The 25,181-nt window shown below is 68.7% G+C and carries 28 protein-coding genes; 7 read left to right on the forward strand and 21 right to left on the reverse strand.

Features of this window, described 5'->3' with window-relative positions; genetic code table 11:
* The first annotated feature begins 155 nt into the window (after window positions 1-155).
* The 3 genes from ABIB58_RS07425 (at window position 156) to ABIB58_RS07435 (ending at window position 2,916) form a co-directional block, all read left to right on the forward strand.
* The gene (locus ABIB58_RS07425) at window positions 156-923 is read left to right on the forward strand and encodes a Shedu anti-phage system protein SduA domain-containing protein (RefSeq protein WP_354040148.1); all 768 of its coding nucleotides are present in this window, start codon (window positions 156-158) and stop codon (window positions 921-923) included.
* A gap of 39 nt (window positions 924-962) precedes the next feature.
* A complete protein-coding gene (locus ABIB58_RS07430; protein ID WP_354040033.1) occupies window positions 963-2,318 on the forward strand; it encodes an AlbA family DNA-binding domain-containing protein in 1,356 nt (451 codons plus the stop codon).
* Window positions 2,319-2,649: 331 nt separating this feature from the next.
* Complete coding sequence (locus ABIB58_RS07435; RefSeq protein ID WP_354040035.1) at window positions 2,650-2,916, forward strand: DUF7662 domain-containing protein; 267 nt, start codon at window positions 2,650-2,652, stop codon at window positions 2,914-2,916.
* Here the strand turns inward: ABIB58_RS07435 and ABIB58_RS07440 are convergent.
* The 20 genes from ABIB58_RS07440 to ABIB58_RS07535 form a co-directional block, all read right to left on the reverse strand.
* Window positions 2,913-3,320, reverse strand: a complete 408-nt coding sequence (locus ABIB58_RS07440) for a helix-turn-helix transcriptional regulator (RefSeq protein ID WP_354040037.1) — start codon at window positions 3,318-3,320, stop codon at window positions 2,913-2,915. The genes ABIB58_RS07435 and ABIB58_RS07440 overlap by 4 nt on opposite strands.
* Entirely contained in the window at window positions 3,308-3,514 is a 207-nt protein-coding gene (locus ABIB58_RS07445; RefSeq protein WP_354040039.1) for a hypothetical protein, read from the reverse strand. The genes ABIB58_RS07440 and ABIB58_RS07445 overlap by 13 nt, the downstream gene beginning before the upstream one ends.
* On the reverse strand, window positions 3,507-3,776 hold the full coding sequence (locus tag ABIB58_RS07450) for a hypothetical protein (protein WP_354040041.1): 270 nt from the start codon (window positions 3,774-3,776) through the stop codon (window positions 3,507-3,509). Before ABIB58_RS07450 ends, ABIB58_RS07445 begins: the two co-directional genes overlap by 8 nt.
* Window positions 3,777-3,784: 8 nt before the next feature.
* Window positions 3,785-4,390, reverse strand: coding sequence for a lytic transglycosylase domain-containing protein (locus tag ABIB58_RS07455; RefSeq protein ID WP_354040043.1), 606 nt, complete (start codon window positions 4,388-4,390; stop codon window positions 3,785-3,787).
* Complete coding sequence (locus ABIB58_RS07460) at window positions 4,384-4,896, reverse strand: S26 family signal peptidase (RefSeq protein ID WP_354040045.1); 513 nt, start codon at window positions 4,894-4,896, stop codon at window positions 4,384-4,386. The genes ABIB58_RS07455 and ABIB58_RS07460 overlap by 7 nt, the downstream gene beginning before the upstream one ends.
* Window positions 4,893-6,074: a TraB/TrbI/VirB10 family type IV secretion system protein gene (locus tag ABIB58_RS07465; RefSeq protein WP_354040047.1), complete on the reverse strand. Its 1,182-nt coding sequence runs from the start codon at window positions 6,072-6,074 to the stop codon at window positions 4,893-4,895. The genes ABIB58_RS07460 and ABIB58_RS07465 overlap by 4 nt, the downstream gene beginning before the upstream one ends.
* Window positions 6,071-7,141, reverse strand: coding sequence for a TrbG/VirB9 family P-type conjugative transfer protein (locus ABIB58_RS07470; RefSeq protein WP_191554989.1), 1,071 nt, complete (start codon window positions 7,139-7,141; stop codon window positions 6,071-6,073). Before ABIB58_RS07470 ends, ABIB58_RS07465 begins: the two co-directional genes overlap by 4 nt.
* The gene (gene trbF / locus ABIB58_RS07475; RefSeq protein WP_354040050.1) at window positions 7,120-7,803 is read right to left on the reverse strand and encodes a conjugal transfer protein TrbF; all 684 of its coding nucleotides are present in this window, start codon (window positions 7,801-7,803) and stop codon (window positions 7,120-7,122) included. The genes ABIB58_RS07470 and trbF overlap by 22 nt, the downstream gene beginning before the upstream one ends.
* 2 nt (window positions 7,804-7,805) lie before the next feature.
* A complete protein-coding gene (gene trbL / locus ABIB58_RS07480) occupies window positions 7,806-9,233 on the reverse strand; it encodes a P-type conjugative transfer protein TrbL (RefSeq protein ID WP_354040052.1) in 1,428 nt (475 codons plus the stop codon).
* Between the two features lie 11 nt (window positions 9,234-9,244).
* On the reverse strand, window positions 9,245-9,997 hold the full coding sequence (locus ABIB58_RS07485; RefSeq protein WP_354040054.1) for a TrbJ/VirB5 family protein: 753 nt from the start codon (window positions 9,995-9,997) through the stop codon (window positions 9,245-9,247).
* Window positions 9,948-12,371 (reverse strand): conjugal transfer protein TrbE, encoded by a 2,424-nt coding sequence (gene trbE, locus ABIB58_RS07490; RefSeq protein ID WP_191554987.1) that lies wholly within the window; start codon window positions 12,369-12,371, stop codon window positions 9,948-9,950. Before trbE ends, ABIB58_RS07485 begins: the two co-directional genes overlap by 50 nt.
* Window positions 12,372-12,378: 7 nt before the next feature.
* Window positions 12,379-12,657, reverse strand: coding sequence for a VirB3 family type IV secretion system protein (locus ABIB58_RS07495; RefSeq protein WP_191554986.1), 279 nt, complete (start codon window positions 12,655-12,657; stop codon window positions 12,379-12,381).
* On the reverse strand, window positions 12,657-12,977 hold the full coding sequence (locus tag ABIB58_RS07500; protein WP_191554985.1) for a TrbC/VirB2 family type IV secretion system protein: 321 nt from the start codon (window positions 12,975-12,977) through the stop codon (window positions 12,657-12,659). Before ABIB58_RS07500 ends, ABIB58_RS07495 begins: the two co-directional genes overlap by 1 nt.
* Before the next feature lie 356 nt (window positions 12,978-13,333).
* Window positions 13,334-14,074, reverse strand: coding sequence for a hypothetical protein (locus ABIB58_RS07505; protein WP_191554984.1), 741 nt, complete (start codon window positions 14,072-14,074; stop codon window positions 13,334-13,336).
* Complete coding sequence (locus ABIB58_RS07510) at window positions 14,064-14,774, reverse strand: hypothetical protein (RefSeq protein ID WP_191554983.1); 711 nt, start codon at window positions 14,772-14,774, stop codon at window positions 14,064-14,066. Before ABIB58_RS07510 ends, ABIB58_RS07505 begins: the two co-directional genes overlap by 11 nt.
* Window positions 14,771-15,340 carry a hypothetical protein gene (locus ABIB58_RS07515; protein ID WP_224761178.1) on the reverse strand — a complete coding sequence of 190 codons (570 nt, stop codon included), beginning with the start codon at window positions 15,338-15,340 and terminating at the stop codon, window positions 14,771-14,773. The genes ABIB58_RS07510 and ABIB58_RS07515 overlap by 4 nt, the downstream gene beginning before the upstream one ends.
* Before the next feature lie 82 nt (window positions 15,341-15,422).
* Window positions 15,423-16,379 (reverse strand): P-type conjugative transfer ATPase TrbB, encoded by a 957-nt coding sequence (trbB, locus tag ABIB58_RS07520; protein WP_191554982.1) that lies wholly within the window; start codon window positions 16,377-16,379, stop codon window positions 15,423-15,425.
* A complete protein-coding gene (locus ABIB58_RS07525; RefSeq protein WP_191554981.1) occupies window positions 16,379-16,822 on the reverse strand; it encodes a hypothetical protein in 444 nt (147 codons plus the stop codon). Before ABIB58_RS07525 ends, trbB begins: the two co-directional genes overlap by 1 nt.
* The gene (locus tag ABIB58_RS07530; protein WP_354040059.1) at window positions 16,815-18,689 is read right to left on the reverse strand and encodes a type IV secretory system conjugative DNA transfer family protein; all 1,875 of its coding nucleotides are present in this window, start codon (window positions 18,687-18,689) and stop codon (window positions 16,815-16,817) included. The genes ABIB58_RS07525 and ABIB58_RS07530 overlap by 8 nt, the downstream gene beginning before the upstream one ends.
* Window positions 18,690-19,310: a GntR family transcriptional regulator gene (locus ABIB58_RS07535; protein WP_191554979.1), complete on the reverse strand. Its 621-nt coding sequence runs from the start codon at window positions 19,308-19,310 to the stop codon at window positions 18,690-18,692.
* Window positions 19,311-19,553: 243 nt separating this feature from the next.
* On the opposite strand from ABIB58_RS07535, the gene ABIB58_RS07540 reads away from it, so the two are divergent.
* The 4 genes from ABIB58_RS07540 to ABIB58_RS07555 all read left to right on the forward strand — a co-directional run bounded on the left by ABIB58_RS07540 (window position 19,554) and on the right by ABIB58_RS07555 (window position 22,755).
* On the forward strand, window positions 19,554-20,042 hold the full coding sequence (locus ABIB58_RS07540) for a helix-turn-helix domain-containing protein (protein ID WP_354040150.1): 489 nt from the start codon (window positions 19,554-19,556) through the stop codon (window positions 20,040-20,042).
* Between the two features lie 93 nt (window positions 20,043-20,135).
* A complete protein-coding gene (locus ABIB58_RS07545; RefSeq protein ID WP_354040062.1) occupies window positions 20,136-20,258 on the forward strand; it encodes a hypothetical protein in 123 nt (40 codons plus the stop codon).
* A gap of 92 nt (window positions 20,259-20,350) precedes the next feature.
* Window positions 20,351-20,995, forward strand: coding sequence for a lasso peptide biosynthesis B2 protein (locus tag ABIB58_RS07550; protein ID WP_354040064.1), 645 nt, complete (start codon window positions 20,351-20,353; stop codon window positions 20,993-20,995).
* Window positions 20,996-21,357: 362 nt separating this feature from the next.
* Window positions 21,358-22,755, forward strand: coding sequence for an asparagine synthase-related protein (locus ABIB58_RS07555; RefSeq protein ID WP_354040152.1), 1,398 nt, complete (start codon window positions 21,358-21,360; stop codon window positions 22,753-22,755).
* Here the strand turns inward: ABIB58_RS07555 and ABIB58_RS07560 are convergent.
* Window positions 22,685-25,129 carry a S9 family peptidase gene (locus tag ABIB58_RS07560; protein ID WP_354040066.1) on the reverse strand — a complete coding sequence of 815 codons (2,445 nt, stop codon included), beginning with the start codon at window positions 25,127-25,129 and terminating at the stop codon, window positions 22,685-22,687. The genes ABIB58_RS07555 and ABIB58_RS07560 overlap by 71 nt on opposite strands.
* Between the last annotated feature and the right edge of the window lie 52 nt (window positions 25,130-25,181).

The raw sequence follows: 25,181 nt of genomic DNA on the forward strand, positions 1-25,181 counted from the left end.
CCTATGGCGGCGACGAGACACAGCCGCTATGCCGCCGTCATGACCGATAGCCAAACCAGTGTTCCACAACCGGGGCTGAAGGAGGAGTATCTCGCGCTCCTCGACGCTCAAGAACGCGAGCAGGTCTATCAAGCCTTTCTGGAGCGCCACACCCGATTGATCCCCCGAGAGTTCATTCAGAACCACGGGCTCCATTTCGGAACTGTGCTGCGCAAACTCCGGTTCGAGCCGAGTACGCGTGCGATTTCTTCTACATGTCGAAGAGTTCGGACGACTGGAACATCGTCTTCGTCGAAATCGAAAAGCCGGGAAGCCGGTTCTTCCGCGACAACTCCAACGCCCTGCATCCGGATTTCCAGGCCGGACTGCAGCAGATCAACCGCTGGCGCGCCTGGTTATCATCGCCGGAAAACGTGGCCGCCTTCATGGCGACAACCGTCGCTCCCCTCCATCTGCCCCTCGTCATGCGACGAAATCCGGTCCGTCCGAAGTTTGTTCTCGTCCACGGCCGGCGCGGAGAATATGGCGACAACGACCTTCGCCGGGCCATCATCGCGGCGGAGGAGCGAGATGACTTTAAAATCCTCAGTTTCGATAGTCTCGCCGAGGGCCTCCCCTACAAGCATGACTGCTTCATCGGCGTGAAGCGCAATGAGACGATAGAGCTTCGGGGCGACTCTGTAGTCGTGCCGGAAATTTTCGGCTGGATTGAGCCGACCCAGTTCGTCGTCACACCGGCGCTCAGAGACGCGATCCGCGCTCAGATCGCGCTCGGGCCGGTTCAGTTGCGGCACGACGGCGTGAGCTTCACCGACGCCTATGCATTCGTGGCGGACCGGATCCGGGTTCGCGCCGGTGCCGGAATCGAAGAAGGCGACGCGATTGACCCGGCGATTGGAGACCAGCCGAACGACCTCGCGTGATGGTCGGACTGCCACCACACTCCGCTCAGGATTGTCGAGATGACCCCGACGCGAATCGATGACCTGTCCCGGCTGATAGCGGAACCGACGGAATCGCTGTCGCTGGAACTTAAGCGCTGGATCGACCCGACGGCTGAGGCAGGAAAGCAGAAAATCATCTGCGCCGTCGCCGCCCTCTACAATCACGGCGGCGGCTACCTAGTGATCGGGATTGACGACAAGACCCGCCAGCCGGCTGACAGCCCGCCCAGTGATCCGCGCAGCCTGTTCAACGACGACGTGATCCAGGGCCTTGTTTCCCGACATCTCACCCCCGCCATTCCGGTCGAGGTCCGGTTCGTCCGCAACGGCGAGATCGACCACCCAGTCCTTATCATTCCGACCGGGGTCAGAACGCCCGCCGTTCTAAAGAAAGCCATTGGCACTGCTCCCAAGGACACCGTCTACGTCCGCACCCTTCACGGCAGCGGCGTCGTCAGCACCGCCCCGGCCTGCGCTGCGGACTGGCCGGTCCTGATGCAAATCTGCTTCGACAACCGCGAAGCCGACATCGCGGGCTTCATCAGGCGGCATCTCGCCTCCTCGGACCTGGGAGCCCTGACGGCGCTACTTCCGTCCGCGCCCCGGGCAGACGACCTGGCTGAAATCACCGTCAAGGCCATGGCCCGCGGCCGGAAGCGCTACGAAAAGGCTATGGCGCAGGAGCCGGTCCCTGCCGCCGGACTTGACTGGGGTCGGTTCGAGATCGCGGTCGTCGCCGATCCTCCCCAGACGGCCAGACCGGCCGATCAGACCGACAGACGCGCACTCGCAGGCAGCGACCCGAACTTCGGCGGCATGGCCTTGTGGTACGATGGCACCCTCGATCAGCGTCCGGTCTTCGAGGACGGCGGCCTGGAATGCCGTGTCATCGTGGACAGCTGGTTCGACATTCTTGACTTCATGCGATTCGAGCCAGCTGGCGTCTTCTACCAGAACCGTCTGCTCGACACGGACGCGAGCGCTCGACAGCGCAAGGCGAAGACCCAGGCAACCATGGAGCCGCGCCTGACGATCCAAGGCGTGGGAGAAAGCCTGGCCGCCGCTCTGATCTATATGACGGCCCTCGGGTGGGACCCCAGCACGACAACCTTGGGTGTACGGTGCCGGTGGACCGGAGTGCAGGGCCGGAACCTCATATCCTTCACCGGATCGCCTATGATCTTCGGTGAGAACCGCGCACGTGACGACGCGGTGGAGAGCTTCACGACGCTTCCTCTGGAGACGGCGTCGAATGCCGTCGCCCCGTTCGCGGCCAAGCTCGTCGCTCCGCTGCTCGCCCTGTTCAACGGCTATGTCCTGCCCGGCGATGTCGCCGAGCGGAGCGTCCAGGCGCGACTCGAGCGCCAAGGTTGACGACAGTGAAGCCGGCGCCCTAGTCCGCGTCCTCGTTTCGCAGGCCCGTCTGCGGTCCGCTCCTGGAACGCTCCCGCGAAAGGATCGCACATGGGGTCTGCGCCGCCTTCCGTCCCGGTTCTAGCCGCCGCGGCGTGGCCGTCGGCGCAGGACCTGGGCGGATCGCGGTCCGAAAAATCGGCGGTCGCTGCCGTCCGCAACTGGGGCGACGACGGGACCGGCGGCGCCACGAAGCCGAGCAGGACGCCGATCGCAGACGCGTCGCCAGTCCGGCGGCGTCGAGCACAACCGCGCCTTTCAAGGCCAGCGCCCGCCGGATAGACTGTCAGGGATGGCCAAATACGATCCTCTCCGCGACTACCTACGCAAACAGAAACTCGACGAGTTCGAACTCACCTTCGCCGAGATGGAGCGCAAGATCGGCTATATGCTGCCCAAGAGCGCGGCGCGGCCCCAGTGGTGGGCCAACGTTACCGACCCGGATACGACCCACGTCCAGCGCAGGGCCTGGGGCGACGCCGGCTTCGACGCCTTTCTGATCGTCGGCGCAGATCGCGTGCGCTTCCGACGCCTTCCGTCCAAAGAGCCGATTTCCTAGCTTCCGAAGTCGAAGGCGATCTGGCCAGGCGAGGTCTTGGAGCCCCGGCGTCCGACGGATGCCGCGCTCTCCTGCACCGGCTCACCGGCAGGGGTCGTCGTCGCAGGAGCCTTACTCGCGGGGGCGACGGGGCGGCTGCCGCCTTGCCGTTCCGGGTCGGCTGAAGCCTCGAACAGCCGGGGCTCGGCCGGACGACGCGGGGCCCGCGCCAGCTTCCATGCGGCCAATTCGCTCTCCCACCATCCCACCCGGCCCCGCGACACCAGGACCGGCAGTGGAAAATCCCCCGCCTTCTGCATTCGCCAGGCGGTGGTGCGGCTGAGGCCAGTCACGGCGTGAACAGCCGGCCATGCGAGCAGGCGATCGTCAGCGCCGCCCGGACGCCCGTCGGTCACGACGCCCATGACACAGCCTCGTCCGCCCGGCGCTCGAGAAGATCGGCGAGGATCCGGGCGTCCAGCGCCGCGTCGACCGGGTCGCGCATCTCCCAGGCGCGCAGCACCTCCTTCAGGGCGAAGCTGACCGCCGGATCCACCAGCAAGTCCGCCACCGTCAGCATGCTGCGATCAGACACCGGCTGTGATTGCGGATCAGCCATGGCGACGCCCCCGTGCTGCGGGCGGGGCTGATGCGCGCAGGTCGCTGACCTGGGCCAGGGCCCAGGTCCTGAGCACGCCCCTCGGATAGTAGGGCTTGTGCCGAACGTGCCGGCAGGGCGGACCATTGCCCCCCGTCGACCACAATCGGGCGAGCGTCTCGGGCTTCATGCGAATGCCGAACTGGACGAGGAAGGCTGAGGCTTCCTTGCGTGTCAGCAGGTCGTCATCGCCGGCCTCCGGTTCCGTGTGCCCGGCTTGCATCCCGGCGATCACAGCCCGCCCTCCGGCGGCCGACACTCCCGGGAGTTCCGAGCCCCGCGTCCGGCGGAGAGCGCCAGGTAGCATTCTACAACGCTGACGACATAGGCGCGGGTCGCGGCGATCTCGGGGATGCGGCCGAGCCGGGCGACGCGACCGGGCCCGGAATTGTACGCCGCGAGCGCCAGGCGGACGTCCCCGAAGCGCATCAGCTGACGGGCCAGATAGTCGGCTCCGCCGGAGAGGTTCTGCTCCACGTCGAATCGATCGTTTACCCCCAATTCGGCTGCGGTCCCTGGCATCAACTGGGTCAGGCCGCAGGCGCCCGCGGACGAGCATGCGTCGGCGCGATAGGCAGACTCCGTGATCACCAGCGCGTGGAGGAGCTTGGGGTCGAACCCGTGCCGATCCGCCGCCCGGTCGATCGCCTCCATGAACGGCTGAGACAGGGGCGGAAGCCGAGCCGCGAAGCCCGCGGCGTCGGCGACCTCGACCGTTTCGACCGCCGCCGGCCGTCCGAACAGGTCGCCGCCCGCCTCACGCCAGTCGATCGACTGGGCCTGGGACGCCGCAGGCCAGAGCAAAGCCGTCGCCGCCACCAAACAGATCTTCACCATGTCAGGGTCTCCCGGAACACCCCGTCGACATCGCCAAGGGCAACGGGTCCAAAATACCGGCTGTCGAAACTGCCCGGCGTGTCTCCCAGGACGAACAGCTCGCCCGGGCCGAGCCGCCGGCACCCTCGCCACTGCGGCAGCGGCTCGCCACGGCCGTCGCGCTCCAGGACTGGCGCGGTCCGACCGGCGGCCGTCACCCCGGCCTCGCCCCGGCAGACGAGGTCCCCCCCGACCGCCGCCACCCGCTTGATCAGCAGGACGTCGACCGGCATCCCGAGGGCGCCGAGATAGCGCTGGGCCTCCGGCGGCTGCGGCAGGGCGACGGTGGCGCCGCGACCGGGTGCGGCGCCGATCTCACGGAGATAGAGCCCCTTGGGCAGGCTCGGGCTTTCGTTGACGAGCGCCAGGGCCGGGGTCCGGTCTGCGACCGCGGCGACGCAGCCAAGAACGAAGACGGTGACTCCAAGGGCCGCCCAGCGATTTCCATTGTCCAGGGGCGAAGTCATGGCTGGTAGGGCTCCAGGATCAGGTCCCGGGTGATCATCACCCGAACGGAGGCGCCGGGCCGGAGCCGGATCGAAGGTCGGACCTGGAGCTCGCGATCGACCAATCGCCCGCCGACCTGCGACCCCTCGATGGCGGCCGCGTCGCCGGCGTCGCCGAGCAGGCCGCCGGAGCTGCGGTCATCGCCGTCCCGCGCAATCTGGCCAAGGGTCGTGATGGCGCCGGCGAACAGGGTCCCGACAAAAAGCGGCAACAGCCGACGATCGACCGATCCCCGCACGCCGACGGCGCCCTGGGCGTCCACCCCGGGCTCCTCCGTCAGGACCAGGCTCTTGCCGTTGGGCAGGATCAATCGGTCCCAGGCCAGGAAGGCGCGGCGGTCGCCATAGGCGCTCTCACCCTCATGCCGGCCGATCAGCCGCGTTCCCTGGGGCAGAACCAGGTGGCGGCCGCTCACCGAGTCGAAGACGTTTTGGGACACCGTCGCCACGACGGGTCCCGCCCGCGAGGTGTCCACGCCGGTCAGAAGCACGGCGGGGATGATGGCGCCCGCCTTCAACTCGTAGGGCGAGAGGGGCGCGGTCAGCACATGGCCGTTGTAGGTGGCGCCGATGCCGGCGGCGTCGGCGCCACCGGCCCGGGGGGACCCGCCAGCCGGCGCTCGCTCCCCCGGCGTCGCCGAGCCTTGCGCCGTTTCAAAGAACAGCCCCGATCGCGCCGCCAGTTCCTGCGGTCCCGGCCCCTGGTCTCGCGGCGCGGATCGTGGCGCAGACCCGCCGCCATAGGATCGCACAGGCTCGGTCCGGGACGACGCAACCGCTCCCGGTTCCGCCTCCGGCTCGGCGGCGGTGCGCGGCTCGGGCAGACGATCATAGGTCGCCGGCTGTTCGGTCACGGCCTCGGCCGGCCGCACCACGCCGCGCGCCTCGTCCTCCCGGGCCTCCGCCGCCCGCGCGCGGGCGCTGTCGCGCAGTTCGGGCTGGATCACGAAAGCCCAGGCCAGCGAGCCGGAGACCAGCACAGCCCCGCCGATCATGATCGCCTGGACGACGGACTTTCGCAGGCGGGTCGCTGGCGGACGCGGCGCCCGCATCGACAGGCCCGGCGGCGGCGTCTTGGCGGCCGGTTGATCGGCCTCGGCCGTGTCGGACTCAGGGCGAGGGTCAGGAGGAAGGGTCATCGGGCGGCTCCCTGAAGACGGCGGATGCGCACGACCTGGGGCCGCCGGTCGCCAAGTCTCAGCTCGGCGCGGTCGAACACGCGGTCGACAATGAAGAGGCCCCCGGCCTGGCGGTAGTTGACCATCTGCGCCTCGCCGTCCGGCGCGATCACGAACAGGGCCGGCGCCTCATCGATGTGCAGATCGGGATCAAAGGCGATGAAGGTGCGCAGACCGTCGTTGAACACCGAGACCGGCGTCCACCGCGCTCGCCGTCCCTGGGGCTCGATCCGGTAGCGGGCGTCGAGCGGGCCCTCCGGGGTCGCGACCGGGTCGGGAACGCGTAGGTCCACACCATCCTCGACCAAGGGCGACGCCGGTTCGTCCATCGCCCCGACGTCCCAGGCGATCGCCGCATTGAACCCGTCCGCCGCGCCGCTTCGCAGGTCCAGCAGGTAGACACGCCGGTTGGTGGTGAGGACCAGGTTGGTCTCCAGCCCGCGTTGCAGCGGCTTGAGCAGAACATGGATGCGCCGGCCTGCGCCCTCGCCCGAGGTGGTCTCGCCGATCTGCCAGCGAACGGTGTCTCCCGCCGCTTTCGAGACCAGGGTCTCCCCGGCGCCGAGCGTCAGGGTGGTGACGCGCAGGGGCGCGGTCCAGACCTCATAGACCCGACCCGGGGACCAGCCGAACACCTGCACCCCGCCGACAAAGGCGTCGGACTGCGACGCCGTCCGAGCCTCCACGTTGGCGGCCGCGATGGCGCGTCGTCCGGAAGCGGCCGGCGTTGCGGTTTCCGCACGCGCAGCAGGCGCTGAGGAGGAGATCGCGGCGACCGTCTCATAAGGAACAGGACCGCTGTTCGCCGGCTCGGCTTCCGCCCCATCCACGGCGCGCGTCTCCTCGAAAGCTCCCTCGCTCACAGCGGAAGCCGCAGTCTCCAGAGAGTGGGGCGCCTCCGCCGGAGGTACGGGATACGGCGACAGGACGATGGCGGGACCGAGGGCCGGGGCCGGGTCGCGAAGCACGGCGCAGCCGGTCAGGCCGAGCCCGGCGATGGTCAGGATCAGGAGGCGTCGGGGGTCCATGAGATGTCCTCGATTTTGATGCCAAGGGGGTTTTTCATCAGTTCAGCCTCGGTCCGCGGCGCCTGGCGCCCGGTCGTGATCAGAGCGCGCCATCGCTCGACCCCGGCCTGCTGGCCGTTGACGAACCGGGTCTCGCGCCATTGCAGGTCGTAGGTCCGCTCGGTGCGGCGCACGACATTGAGGATCTCGACGTTGACCGCCTCGCGCCCGACATCGGCGAACGGGTCATGCGACTGGGCCCAGGCGTTGAGGAAACTCGCCGCCCGGGGCGTCAGCAAATCGTAGGCTGCCAGCCAGTTCTGCCGGATCACGATCGGATCGATGGACTTGGAGCGGACGTCGCGAATCCAGCGCGCGAGGGCATGGCCGATCTGGGCCTCGGTCGGATCGTAGCGGCCGCCGATGGCCGTGATCCTCTGGGTCTCGCCCCAGTCGGAGACCTCCACCACGAACGGCTTGACCACGGCCCGGTCGGCCTGGACCCACCAGCCCGCGCCGAGAAAGCCGGCGAGGACAAGGTTGGCCAGCGCGATCCGCCGCCAGTTGCGGGCATGGGCGAGCGACAGACCCATGCGGTCGTCCCAGACCTGGCCCGCGCGCTGGTAGGGCGTCGCTTCGGGGGCGGACGGCTGGACGCGTCGAGGGCGGAAGAAGGGATGCATGGTCACTGGTCCTCTGTCCGGAGGTTGGGAGACAGGACGCCGCTGGTCTCGCCGGCGGGGAGCAAGCCCCGTCCGGCATTGGCGACGAAGAAAGCCTGCAGAGCGGCAGCCCGCCCCGGCGGACGCGGTGCGGCCTGGGCGGATCCGGACGCGGCGCGATGGAAGGCGCGGCGCGCGGCCTCGGCCTCGCGTCCGATCGTCGCCGAGGGCCGGCCGGACGACGCGCCATCGGGTCCAGCGGCCGACCCGCCCGCCCCCGACATGGAAGCCTGGGTGACAGCAGGGTCTGGCTCGGCCGATGCGACCTCGCCCTCCCAGGCTCGCGCCGGCTCGGCGACGCCAGGGCCTCGCCCGCCGGAGCGCGGGCCCGAGGGGGCGGGATTGTCGTTAGACGGACGCGGCGACCCCGATCCGGAAGGCCCGGAACCGGATGGGCCCGAACCTGGCGACCAGGGTCCCGACGGCGACGTCGGCGACCGACCGGAACCCGCCCCCGCCGCCGCCCGCGCAGGCCCAGCCATCCGCGCCGCCCCGCCGGAGACTGCGGCTCCGGCGCCGGCCACGGCCCCGGCCGCCAGGGCGCCTGCGCCGCTGACCGCCAGGGTCCCGGCCAGGGCAGCGCCGGCTCCAAGCGCGGGGCCGCCGGTCACGAGGGCCGAGGCGAGGTTGGGGATGAACAGCGCCAGCATGGCCAGGAGGATGGCGGCCACGAGGATGCTCAGGGCCTCGTAGATGTCGGGGTTGGCCGAAGGCTGTAGCTGATCGAAGATCGTCCGCGCGCCCGAGACCACGATGGCCAGGGCCAGGACCTTCAGACCCGAGGAGACGACGTAGCCGAGGGGCCGTTCGGCCAGGAAGGCGGACTTGTTCCAGATGCCGAAGGGCAGGAGCACGAAGCCGCCCAGGGTGACGATCTTGAACTCCAGCAGGGTGACGACGATCTGCAGGGCCAGCACGGCGAAGGCCAGCATGATGCCGATCATGGCCAGGCCCAGGATCAGGGCGTCGGTCATGTTGCCGACGACGTCGAGCGGATTGTCGACGGGCGCGGGCGTCTCGCCGAGCGCTTTCACGATCTCCCAGCCCTGTGCGAGGATGGCTCCGGGGTTGAGGAAGTCAGCACGGCTGAGCGAGCCGCCGCCCGCGGTGAGGCCGAGCTCGATGAAGCCGGCGTAGATCGTCTCCGACAGTCGCTGCCAGTCGTTGATCAGCCAGGCGAAGGCGCCGATCAGAAGGACCTTGCCGAACCCAGACGCCAGCACCTCCCGGTTGGGCGACATCGCCCACTGGATGCCCGTCAGGGCCACGACCAGGGCGATCAGCAGGCCGAAGACGCCGTTGACCGAACCCTGCAGGGCGTCGAACCCGGCCGAGATGGTGTTGGAGAACACCACCATCAGCTCGTTTGGGGTTTCCGTTCCGACCGACATTCGAGGGCTCCTCAGTCCCGTGCGTGCGACAGCGGATCGAAGACCGGGGCGGTCGGCGTGGTCACCGGCGCGGACCAGCGGCGGCGACGGGCCTCGTCTCCGGCGGCCCGGTCGGCGGCCTCCCGGGCGGTCGTCTCGGCCAGCAAGCGGGATTGGGCCAGCATGACGGTCCGGAGCGCGGCGAGGTCCTCGGCCAGGACGGCCAGCATCTGGTTCGACGACTGGATCGCCGCCGTCTGCCCAACGGCGGCCTCGCTCGCCGACAGGGCGCCTGTGAGCCGGCCGTTGCGCCCCTGACCGAGCCGTTCGAGTTCGGCCGCGGTGCGAGCCACATCCTCGGCCGTTCGCCGGGCAGCGGCTGTGCGCGCTTCGCCCTGCGCCACCAGGCGGGCCAGGTCGGCGCCGGACAGGTCGTCCGGGTAGAGCTCCGCGAACTGCTGTTCCAGGCCTTCGACTGAGGTCGCGAGCCCTCGGGCGGTCCGGGCCAATTCCGCCATGTCGCGCAGGCTCTGGCTGTTCCGGGTCAGGTGGCTGTAGGGGGATGCCGCCAGGGTCCGGGCCTCATTGGCCAGGCTCTCCAGCTGACGCGCCGCCTGCAGCGCGTTCTCGATGTGATTGCGGGGATCGAACACCACCTGCTGGGCCGGGGCCGGGGCCGGCGCGGCGCCCAGGAAACTGGCCGCGACCAGCCCGGAGGCGAGGACGCGAAGAGAACTACTCGGCCGCGAGCGGCGGGGCGAAGGCGTCGAGGACGGCGTCGACATGATGGACTCCCTTGGCTGTGAGGAACTGGCGCGCGAATCCGGCCTCTCCGGAGCGCGCGAGGATGTCGTCGATGAGGGTCTGGTCTTCCGGCGCGCCGGAGCCGCAAAGGGCCAGGGCGACGCCGGTCAGACGAAGATCAAATAGCCGGCGGCCGCGAGGCTGGCGCCAGTAGTAGGCCCTCTTGGGGGTGGCGAAGGCGATCAGCTCCAGCTGCCGCCGGTTGAGCCCGAACCCCTCGTAGAGCCGGGCGGATGACGGCTCGAGCGCGCGCGGGTTGGGCAGGAAGACCTGGGTCGGACAGCTCTCGATGAGGGTGGAGGCGATCGGCGAGGCCGCGACATCGTCCAGGCTCTGGGTCGCGAAGATCACCGCCACCCGTTTCTTGCGCAAAGTCTTGAGCCACTCACGAATCTTGGCGGCGAAGGCGGTCTCGCCGAGGAAGAGCCAGGCCTCGTCGAGGATCAGCAGGGTCGGCCGCCCGTCGAAGCTCCTCTCCAGATGGTGAAAGAGGGCCGAGAGGACCGGAGCCACCGCGGACGGCGTCGCCATCAGGCTCTCCAACTCGAAGGTGTCGAACCGTCCGGGCGCGGGGGCTTCGCCCTCCCCGTCCAGCAGGGCGCCGTGAGGCCCCTTGAGCGTCAGGGGCTCCAGGGCCGCCGCCACGGCGCGGTCCTGGACCAGGGCGCAGAACAGGGTGAGGGTGCGCTGGCTGACGGGCGCATCGGCGAGCGCGCCCAGCGCCGCCCAGATCTCCTCGCGAATCCGGGGTACGGGCTCCAGACCGGCCAGGCGGACGGTCTCGGCGATCCATTCCGAGGCCCAGGCCCGCTCGGTCTCCTCGTCGATCCGGGCCAGGGGCTGGAGCGAAAACTTCGCCCCGGGTTCGAGGGCGCGCCACCGCCCGCCCGCCGCCAGGGTGGCGGCGCGGGCCGAGCGGCCCTTGTCGAAGAAGACGACGCGGGCGTCCGGGTAGCGGAACCACTGCAGGGCCAGAAAGGACAGGAGGGCGCTCTTGCCCGAGCCCGTCGGTCCGACGACCATGGCGTGCCCGACGTCCCCGACGTGCAGCACGAGACGAAACGGCGTCGACCCCGTCGTTCGCGCCGTCGCCAGGGGCGGACCGTCCAGGTGGGCGTCCAGGGCCGGGCCCGCCCAGACTGCGGAGACCGGCAGCAGATCGGCCAAGTTCAGGGTCGAGACCATCGGCCGGCGGACATCGGCATAGGGCTCGCCCGGGAGGGAGCCGAGCCAGGCCTCGACCGCGTTGAGATCCTCGATGCGGGCGACGAGCCCCTGTGCGTTGAGCGCCGCTTCGATGGCGCGGGCCTTGGCGGCAGCCCCCTCCTCCGTGGCATCCAGCACCGTCACGGTCATGGTCAGATAGCCGAAGGCGCAGGCCTCGGCCCCGAGGGCCGCCAGGGCCCCGTCGCATTCCTCGGTCTTGGAGGCGGCGTCGGTGTCGAGGAGCGGGACCTCCTCCTTGGTGATGGCTTCGCGAAGCAGGACGCCGACGCCCTTGCGCTTGGCGAACCAGCGCTTCCTCAGCTTAACGATCTCGCGCTCGGCTTCCGGCTTGTCGAGGCCGATCCAGCGCGCGGTCCAGCGGTAGGGGAACGGCAAGGCGCCCAAGGCATCGAGCAGCCCCGGCCGGGTGACGGAGGGCAGGCCGCGCACGGAGACGACCTTGAGCCAGCGCGTCCCGAGCTTCGGCGCGATGCCGCCGGAGAGATCGGTGTCCGCCAGCCAGGCGTCCAGGAACATCGGCTGCTCGGGGACGGCGATCTGGAAGGGGCGCGTGGAGACGCAGTCGTGTAGCCAAGTCAGCAGGGACGCGTCGTCCAGGACTGCGATCTCGGGCAAGGCATCGGACAGAAGGTCGAGCGTGGTCTCCGCCTCACGGGCGAACAGGGCGAGGGCCTGGCTCCAGTCGGCGCCGCTGCGGGCCAGACCGTCGAACAGCCAGCGTTCGATCCGACGCGTCTCGTCGGCCGGCGGCAACCAGGTCAGGGCCAGTCGGAAGTCGGTCTCGAAGGCCAGGTCGCCGGCCTCAAAGCGGCTGCGGCGCTCCTCGTCCAGGAGCCAGGCGACGTCGAGGTCGAAGGCGCTTTCCGGATAGGGCGCCGCCTCGCGCCGACGGGCTTCCATGTGGAGGCACCAGCCGGTGCCGAGCCGCTTCAGCGCGTTGTTCAGCCGGGCCCGGACCGCCATCAGTTCGTCCTCCGTCGAGGACTCGAGGTCAGGCCCCCGAAAGCGGAAGCCGGTGGTGAAGGAGCCGTCCTTGTTCAGGATGACGCCGGGGGCGACCAGGGCCGCCCAGGGCAGGTGATCGGCGAGGGCCGCCGGTCGTCTGCGATGCTCGTCGAGAAAACGCATTCCGGCCTCACGCGTCCAGATGGCCCGGCATGGCCAGGTGCCGGCGCAGGACATCGAAGAAGCGGCGATCCGCCTTGGCGGCCCACAGGCCAATGGCGTGGGCCGCCGCCCACCACAGCAGGCCCAGCCACCAGATACGCAGCGCCAGGCCGAGAACCATGGCGATCGTGCCCATGGCGATCGCATAGTCCCTCGGCATCCCGGCCATCAGCACGGGTTCAGCCAGGGCCTGGGCGACCGGAAGATCCCAGCCGTCCGGACGGCCGTCGTGAGCGAAGCCGGCCATCACCCGATCTCCGCCCCGCCGGCGAAGCCGAAGAAGTCGAGGAAGAAGGTCGAGGCGGCGAAGGCGATCGACAGACCGAACATGATGCCGAGGCCCCTGCGCATCGAGGATCCGTTCTCGCTCATGGCGATGCCGGCGCCGAAGACGACCACCGCCACGACGGCCGCGGCCTGAACCACCGGTCCGGTGATCGACTCGACCACCTGCTGCAGCGGCCCCTCCCACGGCATCCCGGATCCCCCGGCCAGGGCGGGTCCGGCCAACAACAGGCCGCATGTTGTCATCGCGCCGAGAAGCCGGCGCCCCAGTATCCGTCGCATGTCTGCTTCCTTTGTTTTCAGCGCGTCTCACCGCGCCTCAACACATTGCAAGCAAATATATCCACAGGCTGTCAACTCTGTGGATCGATTATTTTGAGCGACTGTATTTTGACTTACATTCGAGTCCCTACAACTCATCTGACGACTTGTGGCGACTTATTCGCGAAGTCTCGGAAACTCCCCGGTCGACTTGCGACGACTTCCAATCATGTCCAGTCGTGGCGGGGCTTTGGCCCCGTGCGGTCCGCGCGCGGTTTTGCGTAGCGCTCACCCGTTTCTCTGGAAGAAAACGCGGGCGCCATATTCATTGGCGGAGAGGCGGATTGGCCGGTCGGGCCGGGCGGCGCCGTTATCGGTCAGGCGGAGCGCGAAGACGTCGCTACGCGGACGTGAAAGCCCTCGTTGCCCCCCTCCGCAAGCCGGGTCAGACCGCCGTCGCCCGGGCGTATGCGGAGGCGCAGGACGCTCCGGTCGTCGGCCTGGTCTCCAGGGGGAATGTCCTCTCCCGCCAGGAAGCGGGTCTGTTCGGGATTGGGAAGATCGGCCCAGAAGCCGTCGGTCGCCAGGATCAGGTCCCGCTCGTCCTCAAGCGGGAGGGCGGAGGGCGGCATGAACTCCCTGGGTCTGAAGCTGCGCGTCAGACGATGCCGGGCCGGATCGGCCGCGATCGCCGCGATATCGAGGTCGACGAAGGCGTTGGCGAGGGTGTCGGGGCGCAAGAGCCATTCGGCGCGCCCTGCGCGGACCCGTCCCAGCAGACAGTCGCCCGCATGCAGCGCCAGCCCGTCGCCGGAGCCATTCAGGTGAACGAGCGCGTAGCTCGCCGAGGCGCGCGGCCGGCGCGAAGCAAGCGCCTGGTGCAGGTCGCGGAGCTTTGCCTTCAACGCTCCAGCGGTGACGGCGCTCTCGAGTTCGACAAACCAGTCGATCAGGCCCCGGGCGATGTCGCGGGCCAGGGCGCCGCTGTCGGGCCCCCGGGTCGATCCGTCCAGGACAATGCAGAGCGCTTCGTCGCCGCGCACGCCCAGGCCGGCGCAGTCGCGGTTGTCCGCGGTGCGTCGTCCGGTCCGGGTCCGCCAGGCGACGTCAAACCCCATGGCCGCCGCCGCTTGCAGCCAGGTCGGCGAGGCGGCGGTAGACGATGTCGGTCCGTCCCTCCGGGCCACGGATATTGTCTTCCAGGAGGTGGTTGAAATCCCTGCCCTGCATGAGCGCCGCGATCTGTTCGGCGATGAAGACGCGGACCTGCGCCTCCGCGGCCCGCACCTCATCGACGAGGGCCGGGCGGCCGTCGACGACCAGCAGGACGTCTTCCAGATCCCGGCTCATCACCATGTCCCCGGCGCCGCGGCCGAGCCAGGCCTCGAGCTTGGTCGCGAGGAAGAGGGGCGGCGTGAACAGGCGGATCATGAGCCGGTCGGTCAACGGCTGCTCGACGGCCGTCTCCATACCGAGCCTGTACCATCGGTTGCTGAAGCCCAGGATCTCCGGGTCGTCGGGCATGACGTCGACCTTGAGCGCACCCAGGCGCATGCGGCAGATCACGTCGTCCTCGGCGGAGACGCGGAACCCTCGATCCATGAGCTCGTCCTGCAGCCGCGCCCACTCCCCATAGCCGGCGAGGTCCACGACCAGGTCGACATCGTCGGTCGCCCGGACCCCTTCCAGGGTCGCGATGTCGGTGACGAAGAAGGCCGTGGTGCATCCCCCGACGAAGACCATCCGCGCCCGCAGGTCCTCGCCAAGGGCCTCGGCCACCTGCTCAAGCATGGCGAGAAGCTGCCCCCGGACGCTCATGGCGCGAGGATCGCCGCGGCCAGGCGCTCGCCGGCGAGGTCGGATTCACGGCGACCGCCGAGGCGAACCGCATCGACGAGAGCCAGGTACTCGTAGAGCCTGTCGTCCTGGCGAGCGGCGACCGGGACGCTCTTGAACAGCGGCTTCACGCCCTGTCCCACCACCTCGCCGTCGGGCGACGGCCAGACGTAGATATACTCGCCGGCGCTCACCAGAAGGCCCTGCAGCATCGGTGCAGCGAAGGCCGTGGCCATGCCCCGCGTCATGGCGCCCGGCGTGGCCGGGAAGACGAACTTCAAACCATGGCTGATGAAGTCCAGCAGGCTGCGCGCATTGGCCCGTGGGCGTCTGTCCACGCGGTCACGGAGAGCGAGGCCGGAGGCAAGGCTTCGCCGTATCGAGCTGTTCACCTCGGACTTGCTGATGCCGAGCTGCATCTCCAGGTCGCGCACCGTGTGAGGCCCCTCCCTGTGCTCGACGCCTGTGTCGCGCAGCCGGAGGCGCTCCTGCTCGAGGCTCACCAGTTTCAGGAGGACGACGATGTCCTGGCTCTTGATACCGCTCATTGCATTTGTCCGCTGTCCTAGGACTGCGGACAAGATTGTAGGTGACGGAAGGATTGTCAACTAATGTAGATCGATGGAGGACTCAGGCCAGAAGGCTGATCGCATAGGCGTCCTCGCCCGACGGCTCGACGCCGAGTACGGCCTCGACCTTCCGCCCGGTCGCCGTCCGGCGGATATGGACGATGCGATCGACCGCCTGTGCGATGGCGCGGCGCGGCGTCCGGGTCGATACCTCCGTGATCAGGTCCTCGACACGGCGAAGCACATCGTCGGCAGAGTTCGCATGGATGGTCGACAGGCCGCCGGGATGTCCGGTGTTCCAGCTCTTCAGGGTCTCGAGCGCCGCAGCGCCATCTCGCATCTCGCCGACCACGATCCGGTCGGGTCGCATGCGCAGGGCGTCGCGGACCAAATCCACGACGCCGATCATGACCGGTTGCCGCCGGGTGAGGACAGAGACGACGTCCCAGGCCGAGCATTGCAGCTCGGGCGTATCCTCCACCATAAAGACACGGTCACCGGCGAAGGCCGGCTCGGCGAGCACGGCATTGGCCAGGGTCGTCTTGCCCGAGCCTGTCCCTCCCGAGATGAGGATGTTGAGCCGATCGGCGGCGGCCGTCCGAAGCACGTGAGCCTGGCCCTGCGTCATCATTCCCCCGACCACATAGTCGTCCAGGGTCCAGATCACGGCCGGGCGCTTGCGGATCGAGAAGGCGGGGGCCGGGGTCACCGGCGGGAGCAGGCCATGGAACCGCTCGCCAGAGCCCGGGAGCACGCCCGACAGTCTCGGATCGTCGCGGGTGACGGTCTCCCCGACATAGTCCGCGATCAGGCGGACCACCCGCTCCCGCGCCTCGGCTGAAAGGGTCTCGCCTGTGTCCCGCCGCCCCTCGCCGCTCCGGTCCAGGACAAGCCGGCCATCGGGATTGGCGAGGATCTCGACCACCTCGGGCTCGACCAGGGCTGCCAGGATGGTCTCGCCGAGCGCATGCCGGAGCGCCTCCAGCTTGCGGCTGGCGATGATCGGATGGCTGGCCATCAGTTGGCCTGGCCGAACGACCGATCGTCGGACGCAACGTCCGGCTGGCGGTCCGTGCGACCAGCGACGATCCGTGCCGCCGTCGCGTCGAGCAGGCGCTCGATGCGGCGGTCGACGGCGGCCTGGACCGTGGGGTCCTGGTCGACCACGGCATCCGGAAGCCGCAGGAAGAAGGCCCTCGCGACCTCGATCAGGAGTTCCTGGACGATCTGCATGTCCCGGGCGGTGGATTTCATATGGTCGCGCAGGGAGCGTTCAAGGTGGAGCAACCGGTCCTCCGGATCGGCCTGGGGGCTCTTCTGCAGGCCCCGGGCGATGGCGCGGCCGGCCGCCTGGCTGAGCGGCATCCTGCCACTGCGCGCCTCCCGGTTGAGGCCCGCCAGAATCTTGGGGTCGTTGAGATAGACCTGGACCCTGCAGGTCGCCGCGTCTCGTCTAGCCATCGCCCAGTCCTTTCAGGTGATCGAGCGCCGCGTCCTGCGCGGCCATTTCCTGCGCCACCCGCCCGTAGATGTCGGCCACGCGCGCGGCGACCTTCCGGTCGTCCATGGCCGCCGCCACCTCCTTGAACAGAGGCAGGCTGCCCTTCGGATCCTCGCCGAGGCCACGGCGACCCAACCAGGGATGCGGGGAGGCCGGCGGCGCGTCCAACCGCTCGCCCTGGTCGGGTGCGGCGTCACGGGCCCGGGTCCGGAACGGCTCGCGCCGGTCATAAAGGAGCTTTCGTGTCCTCAGGGGCCGAGTGCCGGCGGCGAAGATCAGCTGGTCGTCGTCCGGCAGGGACCGGACTTCGCCGGGCTCCAGCAGCGGTCGTTCGATCTGGGATCGCGAAACCGAGCTCCTTCCTGCGCCCAGCCCGGCCGGGGAACTTCGGCTCGTCCGTGTCTCGAGAACCGACCCCGTGAGCTTGGAGACCTTGTCCTGCGTCAGGGGATCGAGGGCCGAGAAGGCGGTGTAGACCGCGCAGTTGTCGAGGATGGTGTTGTTTGACCCATAGGTCTCCACGATGTCGTTCAGCGACTGGGCGACAAACATGACCTTGACCCCGTAACCGCTCAGCAGCCGCAAGGACTTCTCGAAGAAGGTGACGCGCCCGAGCAGGGGAAACTCGTCCATCAGCATCAGAAGATTGTGCTGTTTGTTTCGACCGTCGGAGGCCTCGCCCTCCCGCACCGTCAGGGACTGGGCCGCAGCATAGAAGAACAGGCGGACGAGCGGACGCAGCGCCGCCGCATCGGCCGGCGCGACCTGGACGTAGAGGGACAGGGGAACCGGCGCGCACATCAGGTCGCCCATGGCGAAGTCGGACCGCGAGAGGCAGCGCTCGATGTCCTCCCCGGCCAGCCACTTGAGGTAGGAGCGCGCCGTGCCCTGAACGGAGGTGCGGAAGCGATCGTGCATCGCCGCATAGCCTTTGACGGCAGTGGCGATGAACGGGTGCGTCTCGGGCTCTCCGTCCTGCCCCGGCCGATGCAGGGCCCGCGCCATGACGTCGGCCGCGTCGTCGAGGTCGGCGAGCATGCCGCGCACGGTCAGCAGTGTCTTGTCGGCGTCCTCCGCCGTGTAGAGGACGTGCAGGATCACGGCTTCCAGGATCTCCGAAGCCGCCTTGTCCCAGATCGCCTCGTCGTCACGCGCGCCGCCGGGGTCGGAGAGAATGGCGACGAGGCGCTGGACGTGGGCCAGTTCCCCCGGGCCCGGCAGGATTTCGGCGAGCGGATTCCAGCAGGCCGAGGCCGGATCGCGCGGATCGAAGTAGAGGGCGTGGCTGAAGCGCGACCGCCACCCCGCGCTCAGCCGCCACAGCTCCCGCTTCGGGTCATGGACGAGCACGCTCGCGTTCCACGAAAGAAGGGTCGGCATCACGTGCCCGCGTCCCTTGCCGGATCGCGTGCCGCCGGTGACCAGGCTCGGCCGCAGGTCGGTCGTAGCAAGCAATCGCCGTCCCAGGAGGCCGAGGACGCATCCGCCGGTCGCCGTCAACCCGGCCTTCCTGGCGTCGTCCAGGCCGCCCCAGCCCCTCACGCGGCGGATCGCGGAGCCGCCGTCGGCCATCGCGCCAAGACCAAGGCCGCCGACGGCGCCGAGCAGGATCAGGGGCGAGCAGGAGGTGAAGGCCTGTTGCGCCTCAGTGGCGAACCGGAGCCTCCAGGCGAGGATCGACCATGGCGGGTAGAGTGAGACGTCCGGGCCGAGGCGTAGCGCGCCGCCGAGGGCAGGCGCGTCATCATAGAGCCAGGCAAAGGCCTGGGTCGCGCCCTGGCACCCGAGCAGCAGGCCGAGTGCGAGGAAGATGAGGCGCGTCCGCATCTACCCGGCCGCCGGGGGCTGTCGTCGGCGTTCGACCTCCAGAACGAGGACCGCGGCGCTGTCGATCCGTCGCCGATGATAGGCGACGATCGCCGCCAGCAACTGGGTCTGTGATCCCACCGTCTCGATGCGCAGCAACTCGTTCGCTTCCTCCGCGACGTCGCCGAACACGCGCGCCTCGGTTTCGGCAAGCATTCGGAGTTGGGCGTCGACGAGACGGAAGGCCTCGATCAGCGCGCGGTTTCCGGTGGCGCGAACGAGCCGATCGAAGAGGTCTCGAACCGCGACTTCCCCGGAGACGTCCGAAGCGGGGACGGAGGCTGTGGTCAGGCCGACGGTCAGCTCCAGGCTCGTCTCAAGACATCGGCACCGGACCCAGAAGCGATCCCGCAGCAGCGACGTATCGACGCGCGGGGCGACATAACCCACCCGCGGCGCCCGCTCCATCAACCCCTCGCCACACAGCCAGGCGAGCGCCTCGCGTACCGGCGTGGTCGACAGACCCAGCCGGCGAGCTTCCTCGATGATGACCACCGACCTGCCGGGCAGGTAGACGCCCTGCATCGCGCGATCCCGAAGGCTTTCGAGCGCCAGGCTGAATGGGTCTCGGGGACGCGCCATTACTGCTCCGAACAAGGAGAGTTTCTCTTATCAACAGGTCATGCGGCCTCGCCAATGGGTTGCGAAGCCGGAACACGCGATCCGCAAGTTAAAGTCGGCTCACCCACAAGAAATTGCGGACCGACCCGCAAATAATTGGCGGGTGAGACGAAGCCCGGCGCTGCTCTCCACACGCGGGCGTTGATCGCGAGCCATTCTCGACGCACGATCCCCTACCGATCGATGCGGAAGGGCGTGTGGTTGATGAGTCGTGTTTCGCTAAGCCCCCAGGATGACGGTGCCCTTCGCTCGGCCGCCCTCAAACGGGTCCGCAAGGCACGGAATATGTCAGCCCAGGAGGTCGCGGACGGACTTCACATGAGACTGCGCACCTATGAGCATTTCGAAGCCGGACACGGTCGGCTGAATCTCGACTACCTGCACCGCTTCAGCGAAGTCACGCGAAGCGACTTCTATGGCCTGCTCCATGCGATCGCGATCGGGTCCCCGGAGTTCGCCGTGCGCACGGCGGACAACCAGTTCATGACCACCTTCACCATCCTGCTTCAGGCCTACGACCTGAAGATGGGAGATCGTATTCACGATCTCGACGCCCGCGCCTTCATTGAGGCGTTCGGCGACTTTTTCGACAAGCTGACCGAGATCTGTGACCAGCGTGCGCAAGAGGCGGCGACCTTCCTCGAGGAAGGCAAGCATGACCTCTCCTCCAGGCGGCCCAAGCCCGGACGCTGATCCAGATATACGCCGGATATAGCTTTGCTTCTGCGCCGGTCGCGCGCTCCCTGAGCAGGCCACATCCGTGGCGATCAACCAAGGGAGACTGAAATGAAGACGATCACACTCCGCCTCGTCAGCTTCGGCAGCGCCAAGGCCCTGACCCGTGACGGCATGGGAGCCCTGTTCGAGGAAGCCGGCGTCAAGAACGGCATCCGTCCGACCGAGGGCTGAGCGCGGGGCGGACGACCGACGTCTAGGCGGTCGTCCGCTTGCCGCTTCAATCGCCCATGCGCCGCCGATCAATCCCCGGACCTTGAAGCGCCATGACTGTTGACCTCTGGTGTCATCCCGACATCTTTCTGGCCGTGGTGGACGAGGATGTGGTCATCCTCGACGTCGCGGGCGACCGTTACGACTGCCTGTTGGGCGCCGCGGCGCTCCTTAAGCTTAAGCCGGACGGCAGTATCCTCCCGGTCAGCGATCTGGTCGCCGAGGGGCTTCGCGACGCGGGGCTCGCCGGCGACGCCCCCCTGGGTGCGGGACGCCGACCCCCTATCCCTCCGATGCGCGAACTCACCCCGGCGCCCGAACCGCCCCGCCTGGAGATCGCCCGCGCCGCCCTTGCCTGGATCGTCGCCACCGCCCTGTTCCGCGGCAAGCCGTTGTCCGTGCTGGCCGAGTTTCATAGGGCCCTGCGGGGCCGCGCGATCGACCAGGACGAAGTCCGGCTGGCCCACTTGGCTGGGGCCGCCCGTCGCGTACGGCCCTGGATTCCGTTCGAGGGAGAATGCCTGCAGAGGTCTTTCCAGCTGCGCTGCTACCTGGCATCGCGCGGCGTCGCCTCTGACTGGATCTTCGGCGTCAGGACCTGGCCCTTCAGCGCCCACTGCTGGCTGCAGATCGGCGACCTCGTGGTCGGCGACCGGCTCGCCCGGGTGAGACGCTACACGCCGATACTGCGAGCCTGACGGTGGGCGACTATGTCCTCGTCTGTCGCGCGCCTGACGACCCGACGGCCGAGGCTCGCTCGGACCAACTGGTCCAGACCGCAGCCGTCCATGGCCTGACTGTCAGAAGGCTCAATCCGACCGCCTGGCTCGCGGTCAAGGGATCGGTTCCCGCCACGCCCGTTCGCGTCGGCGCCTGGACCCTGATCGGCGATGTCTTTGATCGGCGCTCGCCCGCGCTGCCCCGGACGGCCCCCGATGATCCGTGGGACTATGAACGCAAGTTGATGGCGAGGTTCTGGGGCCGATATGTCGGGGTCCTCTTCGGCGCCCGCGGTCAGATCTCCAGTCTTCTTCGCGACCCGTCGGGCGCCTTGGAATGCGTGGTCTGGTCACAGGACGGACTGACGATCGTAACCTCCGCCGCCCCCCGCTGGCTGATCGACGTCCTTCGTCCCGCCTGGCGTATCAACATTGATCGTCTGGCTGAGGCCCTGCACGCCGTCGTCGCTCCGACCGGTCAGCTTCTGATCGACGGTCCCACGGCCCTCGAACCCGGAACCCTGCAGGCTCTTCCGCCAGACGAGCCGGCCCACCCCCTATGGACGCCTGCGGACATTGCCCGGCGAAGTCTCGCCGCCGCGCCGGATCGGGATACCGCGATGGAGGAGGTCCGGTCCGCGATCGACGAGGCCGTGGCCGGCCTGGCGAGCCTTCCCGGGCCGCTTGCCGCGGAGGTGTCTGGAGGGCTCGACTCCAGCATCATCGCCTCCAGCCTTGTTCGGCAAAGGCCTGACCCGGCCCGCCTCTGGATCAACGCCTATGGCGCTAACGCGGAGTCGGATGAACGCGTCTTCGTCGCCGCACTTGGCGGCAGGCTCGGCTTCACCCCCCTGTCCGTGCCCCATGTGGCGGGCCGGATGGATCCGGATTGGCTGGCGGCCATCTCCGGCGATTTCCGGCCGGGGTTGAACGGGCTCGATTATCGGCAGGATATCGCCTGGTCAGGGCATGTGATCGATGCGGGCGCCCGGGCTCTGATGACCGGCAAGGGCGGCGACAGCATTCTGTTTCAGGCCGCCACCACTGACGTCTTCATCGATCTCTGGAAAGCGCGCGGCTGGCGCGCGCTCGAGCATCCGGACCTGGCCGAACTGGCCGCCGCCAACGAAATTTCGATCTGGACGATGATCCGGGCCGCGCTGGGTCACCAGAACGCGGGACACGAACCGCTGCAACAGGCCCATCCGATCCTCTCTCCCCTTCGTCGACCCTTCGCTCCCCATCCCTGGCTCCGGGACCTGGGGGACTTTGGCCCCGCCAAGGCTTTTCATGTCGCCGGGGTGGCCGACAGCGTTTCCCATCATGGCCCTTCTGTCCTGTCCCAGACCGTCGACGTCCGCCATCCTCTATGCGCCCAGCCGGTTGTCGAGGCCTGTCTCGGCCTTCCCACCGCCTTGCTGACGGCCCGAGGGCGCGACCGGGGATTGGCGCGGCTCGCCTTCAGGGATCGGCTGCCAGCCGTCATCGCCGACCGGCGGTCCAAGGGGGAGATGACCCGCCTCTATGGCCGGCTGATCGTCGACAACCTCGACATCCTGAGGCCCTGGCTCATCGACGGCCGGCTGGCGGCGTTGGGCCTCATCGATCGAGCCGCCACCGAGGTCGAGCTCACGCCCGAAGCCCTCATCTGGCGGGGGCGGCATGCGTTCATCCTGGCGCTGGCGGCATTCGAGGGATGGACACGTCTGTGGGAGGATCGCCTGGGGCGCGCCGCGTGAGCCGGCTCGGCTCGGACAGGCTGCGATCGAGCCAGTCGAAGATCTGAGCGTAGTAGTCCCGAATGTTGGCGGGGCTCCAGATCAGGTGCTTCTCCCCCCAGTAGGTCACCATCCGGGCGTCGCCACCGTTCCTTAGGATGGCGCTGAACATCCGCTCCGATTGGCTCATCGGGGTGAAATCCATGTCGGCCGTGAGGAAGAGGACAGGCCGCGTGATGCGGTCGGCCCGCCCGAATGGACTGGAGGCCGCATAGAGTTCGGGGTCGCGCCAGGGCGGCGTGGACAAAGCCCCCTGCCCCACCTCCGTCCAACCCTGATTGAACCGAAAGAAGATGCCGTTTTCCGGCTGGATACGACCCTGGCCGTCGAACTCGCCCCACATTCCCGCCATGTCGCTGAAGGGGGCGGAGGCGATATAGGACCGGTATCGATCCGAGCGCGTGGCGATCTCCAGGGTGGCGTAACCGCCGAAGCTGTGGCCCCAGAGGACCATGCGGTCGAAGGGCGCCTCAGGATAGGCGGCGTGAGCGGCGTCAACGGCCAGGTCGGCGCTGCGGACATAGGCCTCACCCCGGTCCTGGACCAGGGCGTCTCCCGGCATCGAGGGACTGAGGATCGCATATCCCGCCGAGACGAAGACTTCCGGGCGGGTGCCGTAGGTCATTGCGAGCGGATCGACCCGAGCCTGGTTGTCGGCCCAGCCCGGATAGACCTTGACGATCACGCCCCGAATGTCCCGAGCGGGCCCCGGGGGCAGGAACAGCCAGCTGGTGGTCTCGCTCCCGTTCACATCCGGATGCCGGATCGGCACGGCTTCGGTCAGGACGATGTCTTCAAGAGTTTCGTTGACCCGGTCGAGGTCTTGCGGCGGAGCGGAGCTGCGCCGCACCAGGGTTTCCGACAAACCCTCGGGACGGAGGGTGAGAACGCCCTGCGCCGACACGGCGACCACCCTCTCCTCCTTGCCGCCCAGACCCTGGAAACGCGCAGCGCCGACCTCGGTGAGGACGAGGCTTTCCCCACGGGCGCCGAGGGCCGAAGACCAGTCGCGGCGCGGCGCCTCATTCCCCTTCAAACGGCGACCGAGGTCGGGGTTGAAGACGACGGCTTCCCGGACTGTGGACGTCTCCTCCGTCAACCGGCGCATCCCCTCCGCCGTCAGGGCCCAGTAGCCGCCGTCGGCGAAGACATAGAGGCGGTCTGGACCCGCCGCTGCAATCCGCGTAGGCGCCGTGGCCATGTCGTGCGTCAGAACCTGGGGCGGTTCGTTCGCGGACAGCAGATGCCAGTCCCGGCGCTCGGTCCCGGCGCCCTTGGCGTAGAGAACCGGAGCCGCGCCGATCCAGTCCGCCTTGACGCCGTTCAACACGACTTCGGCGGACGTGCCGACATCGAGGCCGCGCGTTTCGAACCAGACGGCGCCGGCGGCCGAGACCTGACCCAGACGCCCCTCTCTCCAGCGATTGGCGTCATGACGCGCCCAGATCAGAACGCTGCGGGAATCGGGCGACCACCGCAGGAGATGGAAAGCGACATCCATGTCGCCGGTCGGCCGGGTTTCCGTTCCAGTATCGAGATCGATGAGCGACAGTCTGTGTCGACGGTCGTCCTCCATATGAAGCAGTTCTGGCCGGGCCAGCGGAATCTGCTCTGCCCTTCGGATCAGCGCCGCCTTGGCGCCGTCGGGCGACAGGGCGAAGTCGCCGATACGACCGTCGGCCAGTGTCCGAAGCGCGCCTGTCATGACGTCGAGGCGGACGAGCCGCTGGATCGGCTCAGGCGTTTCCGTCGACAGGACGCCGTCGTGGGCCTCGATCACCGTGCGAGACGGCTCAACACCGAGCGCCGTCCGCTCCCACGCTTCGCTGCGCCTTGTCGTTGCGGTCTGGTCGTAGCCCAGCAGAAGCGGCAGACTGCCGTCGGGCCGAACGACAAGAACGACGACCGTATCGGACGCCCAGGCCGCTGCAGCGCCATTGAGCGGGAGATCCGGCGTCAGCCCCGTCCACGTGACGGAGCCGTCAGACAGGGTGACGATTCCATATTCGAAGCTCTGGCCGCGAAGACGCGTGATCAGCAGGCGGTCGCCGGCCGGAGACCAGGCCACGTGCTGCAGCCCCAGACCGGCGCCGTTGAGAAGACGCCGGGGCGGTGCGGACGGCTGCTGGGAATCCGCCAGCCAAAGGTCCATGAGGGTTCGGGTCGAGCGTCCACCCAGACGGACCTCCGCCAGGGTGTCGTAGCCTGCCCGCCTTTCGTAGATCGCATATCGGCCGTCGGGTGAGATGTCGGCGTGACCGAAGGCCTCAAGGCCGAGAAGGTCGTCCACGGTCAACCGCCGGGCCGTGTCCTCGGCCCCGGCGGCGGCGGCCATCGCGATCCAGCCCGCCGCCACGAGCCCTGCGGTGAAGCGTCTTATGCATGTC

Origin of the sequence: Brevundimonas sp. UYEF29 (genome assembly GCF_040546195.1) — a bacterium.
GTDB lineage: Bacteria > Pseudomonadota > Alphaproteobacteria > Caulobacterales > Caulobacteraceae > Brevundimonas > Brevundimonas huaxiensis.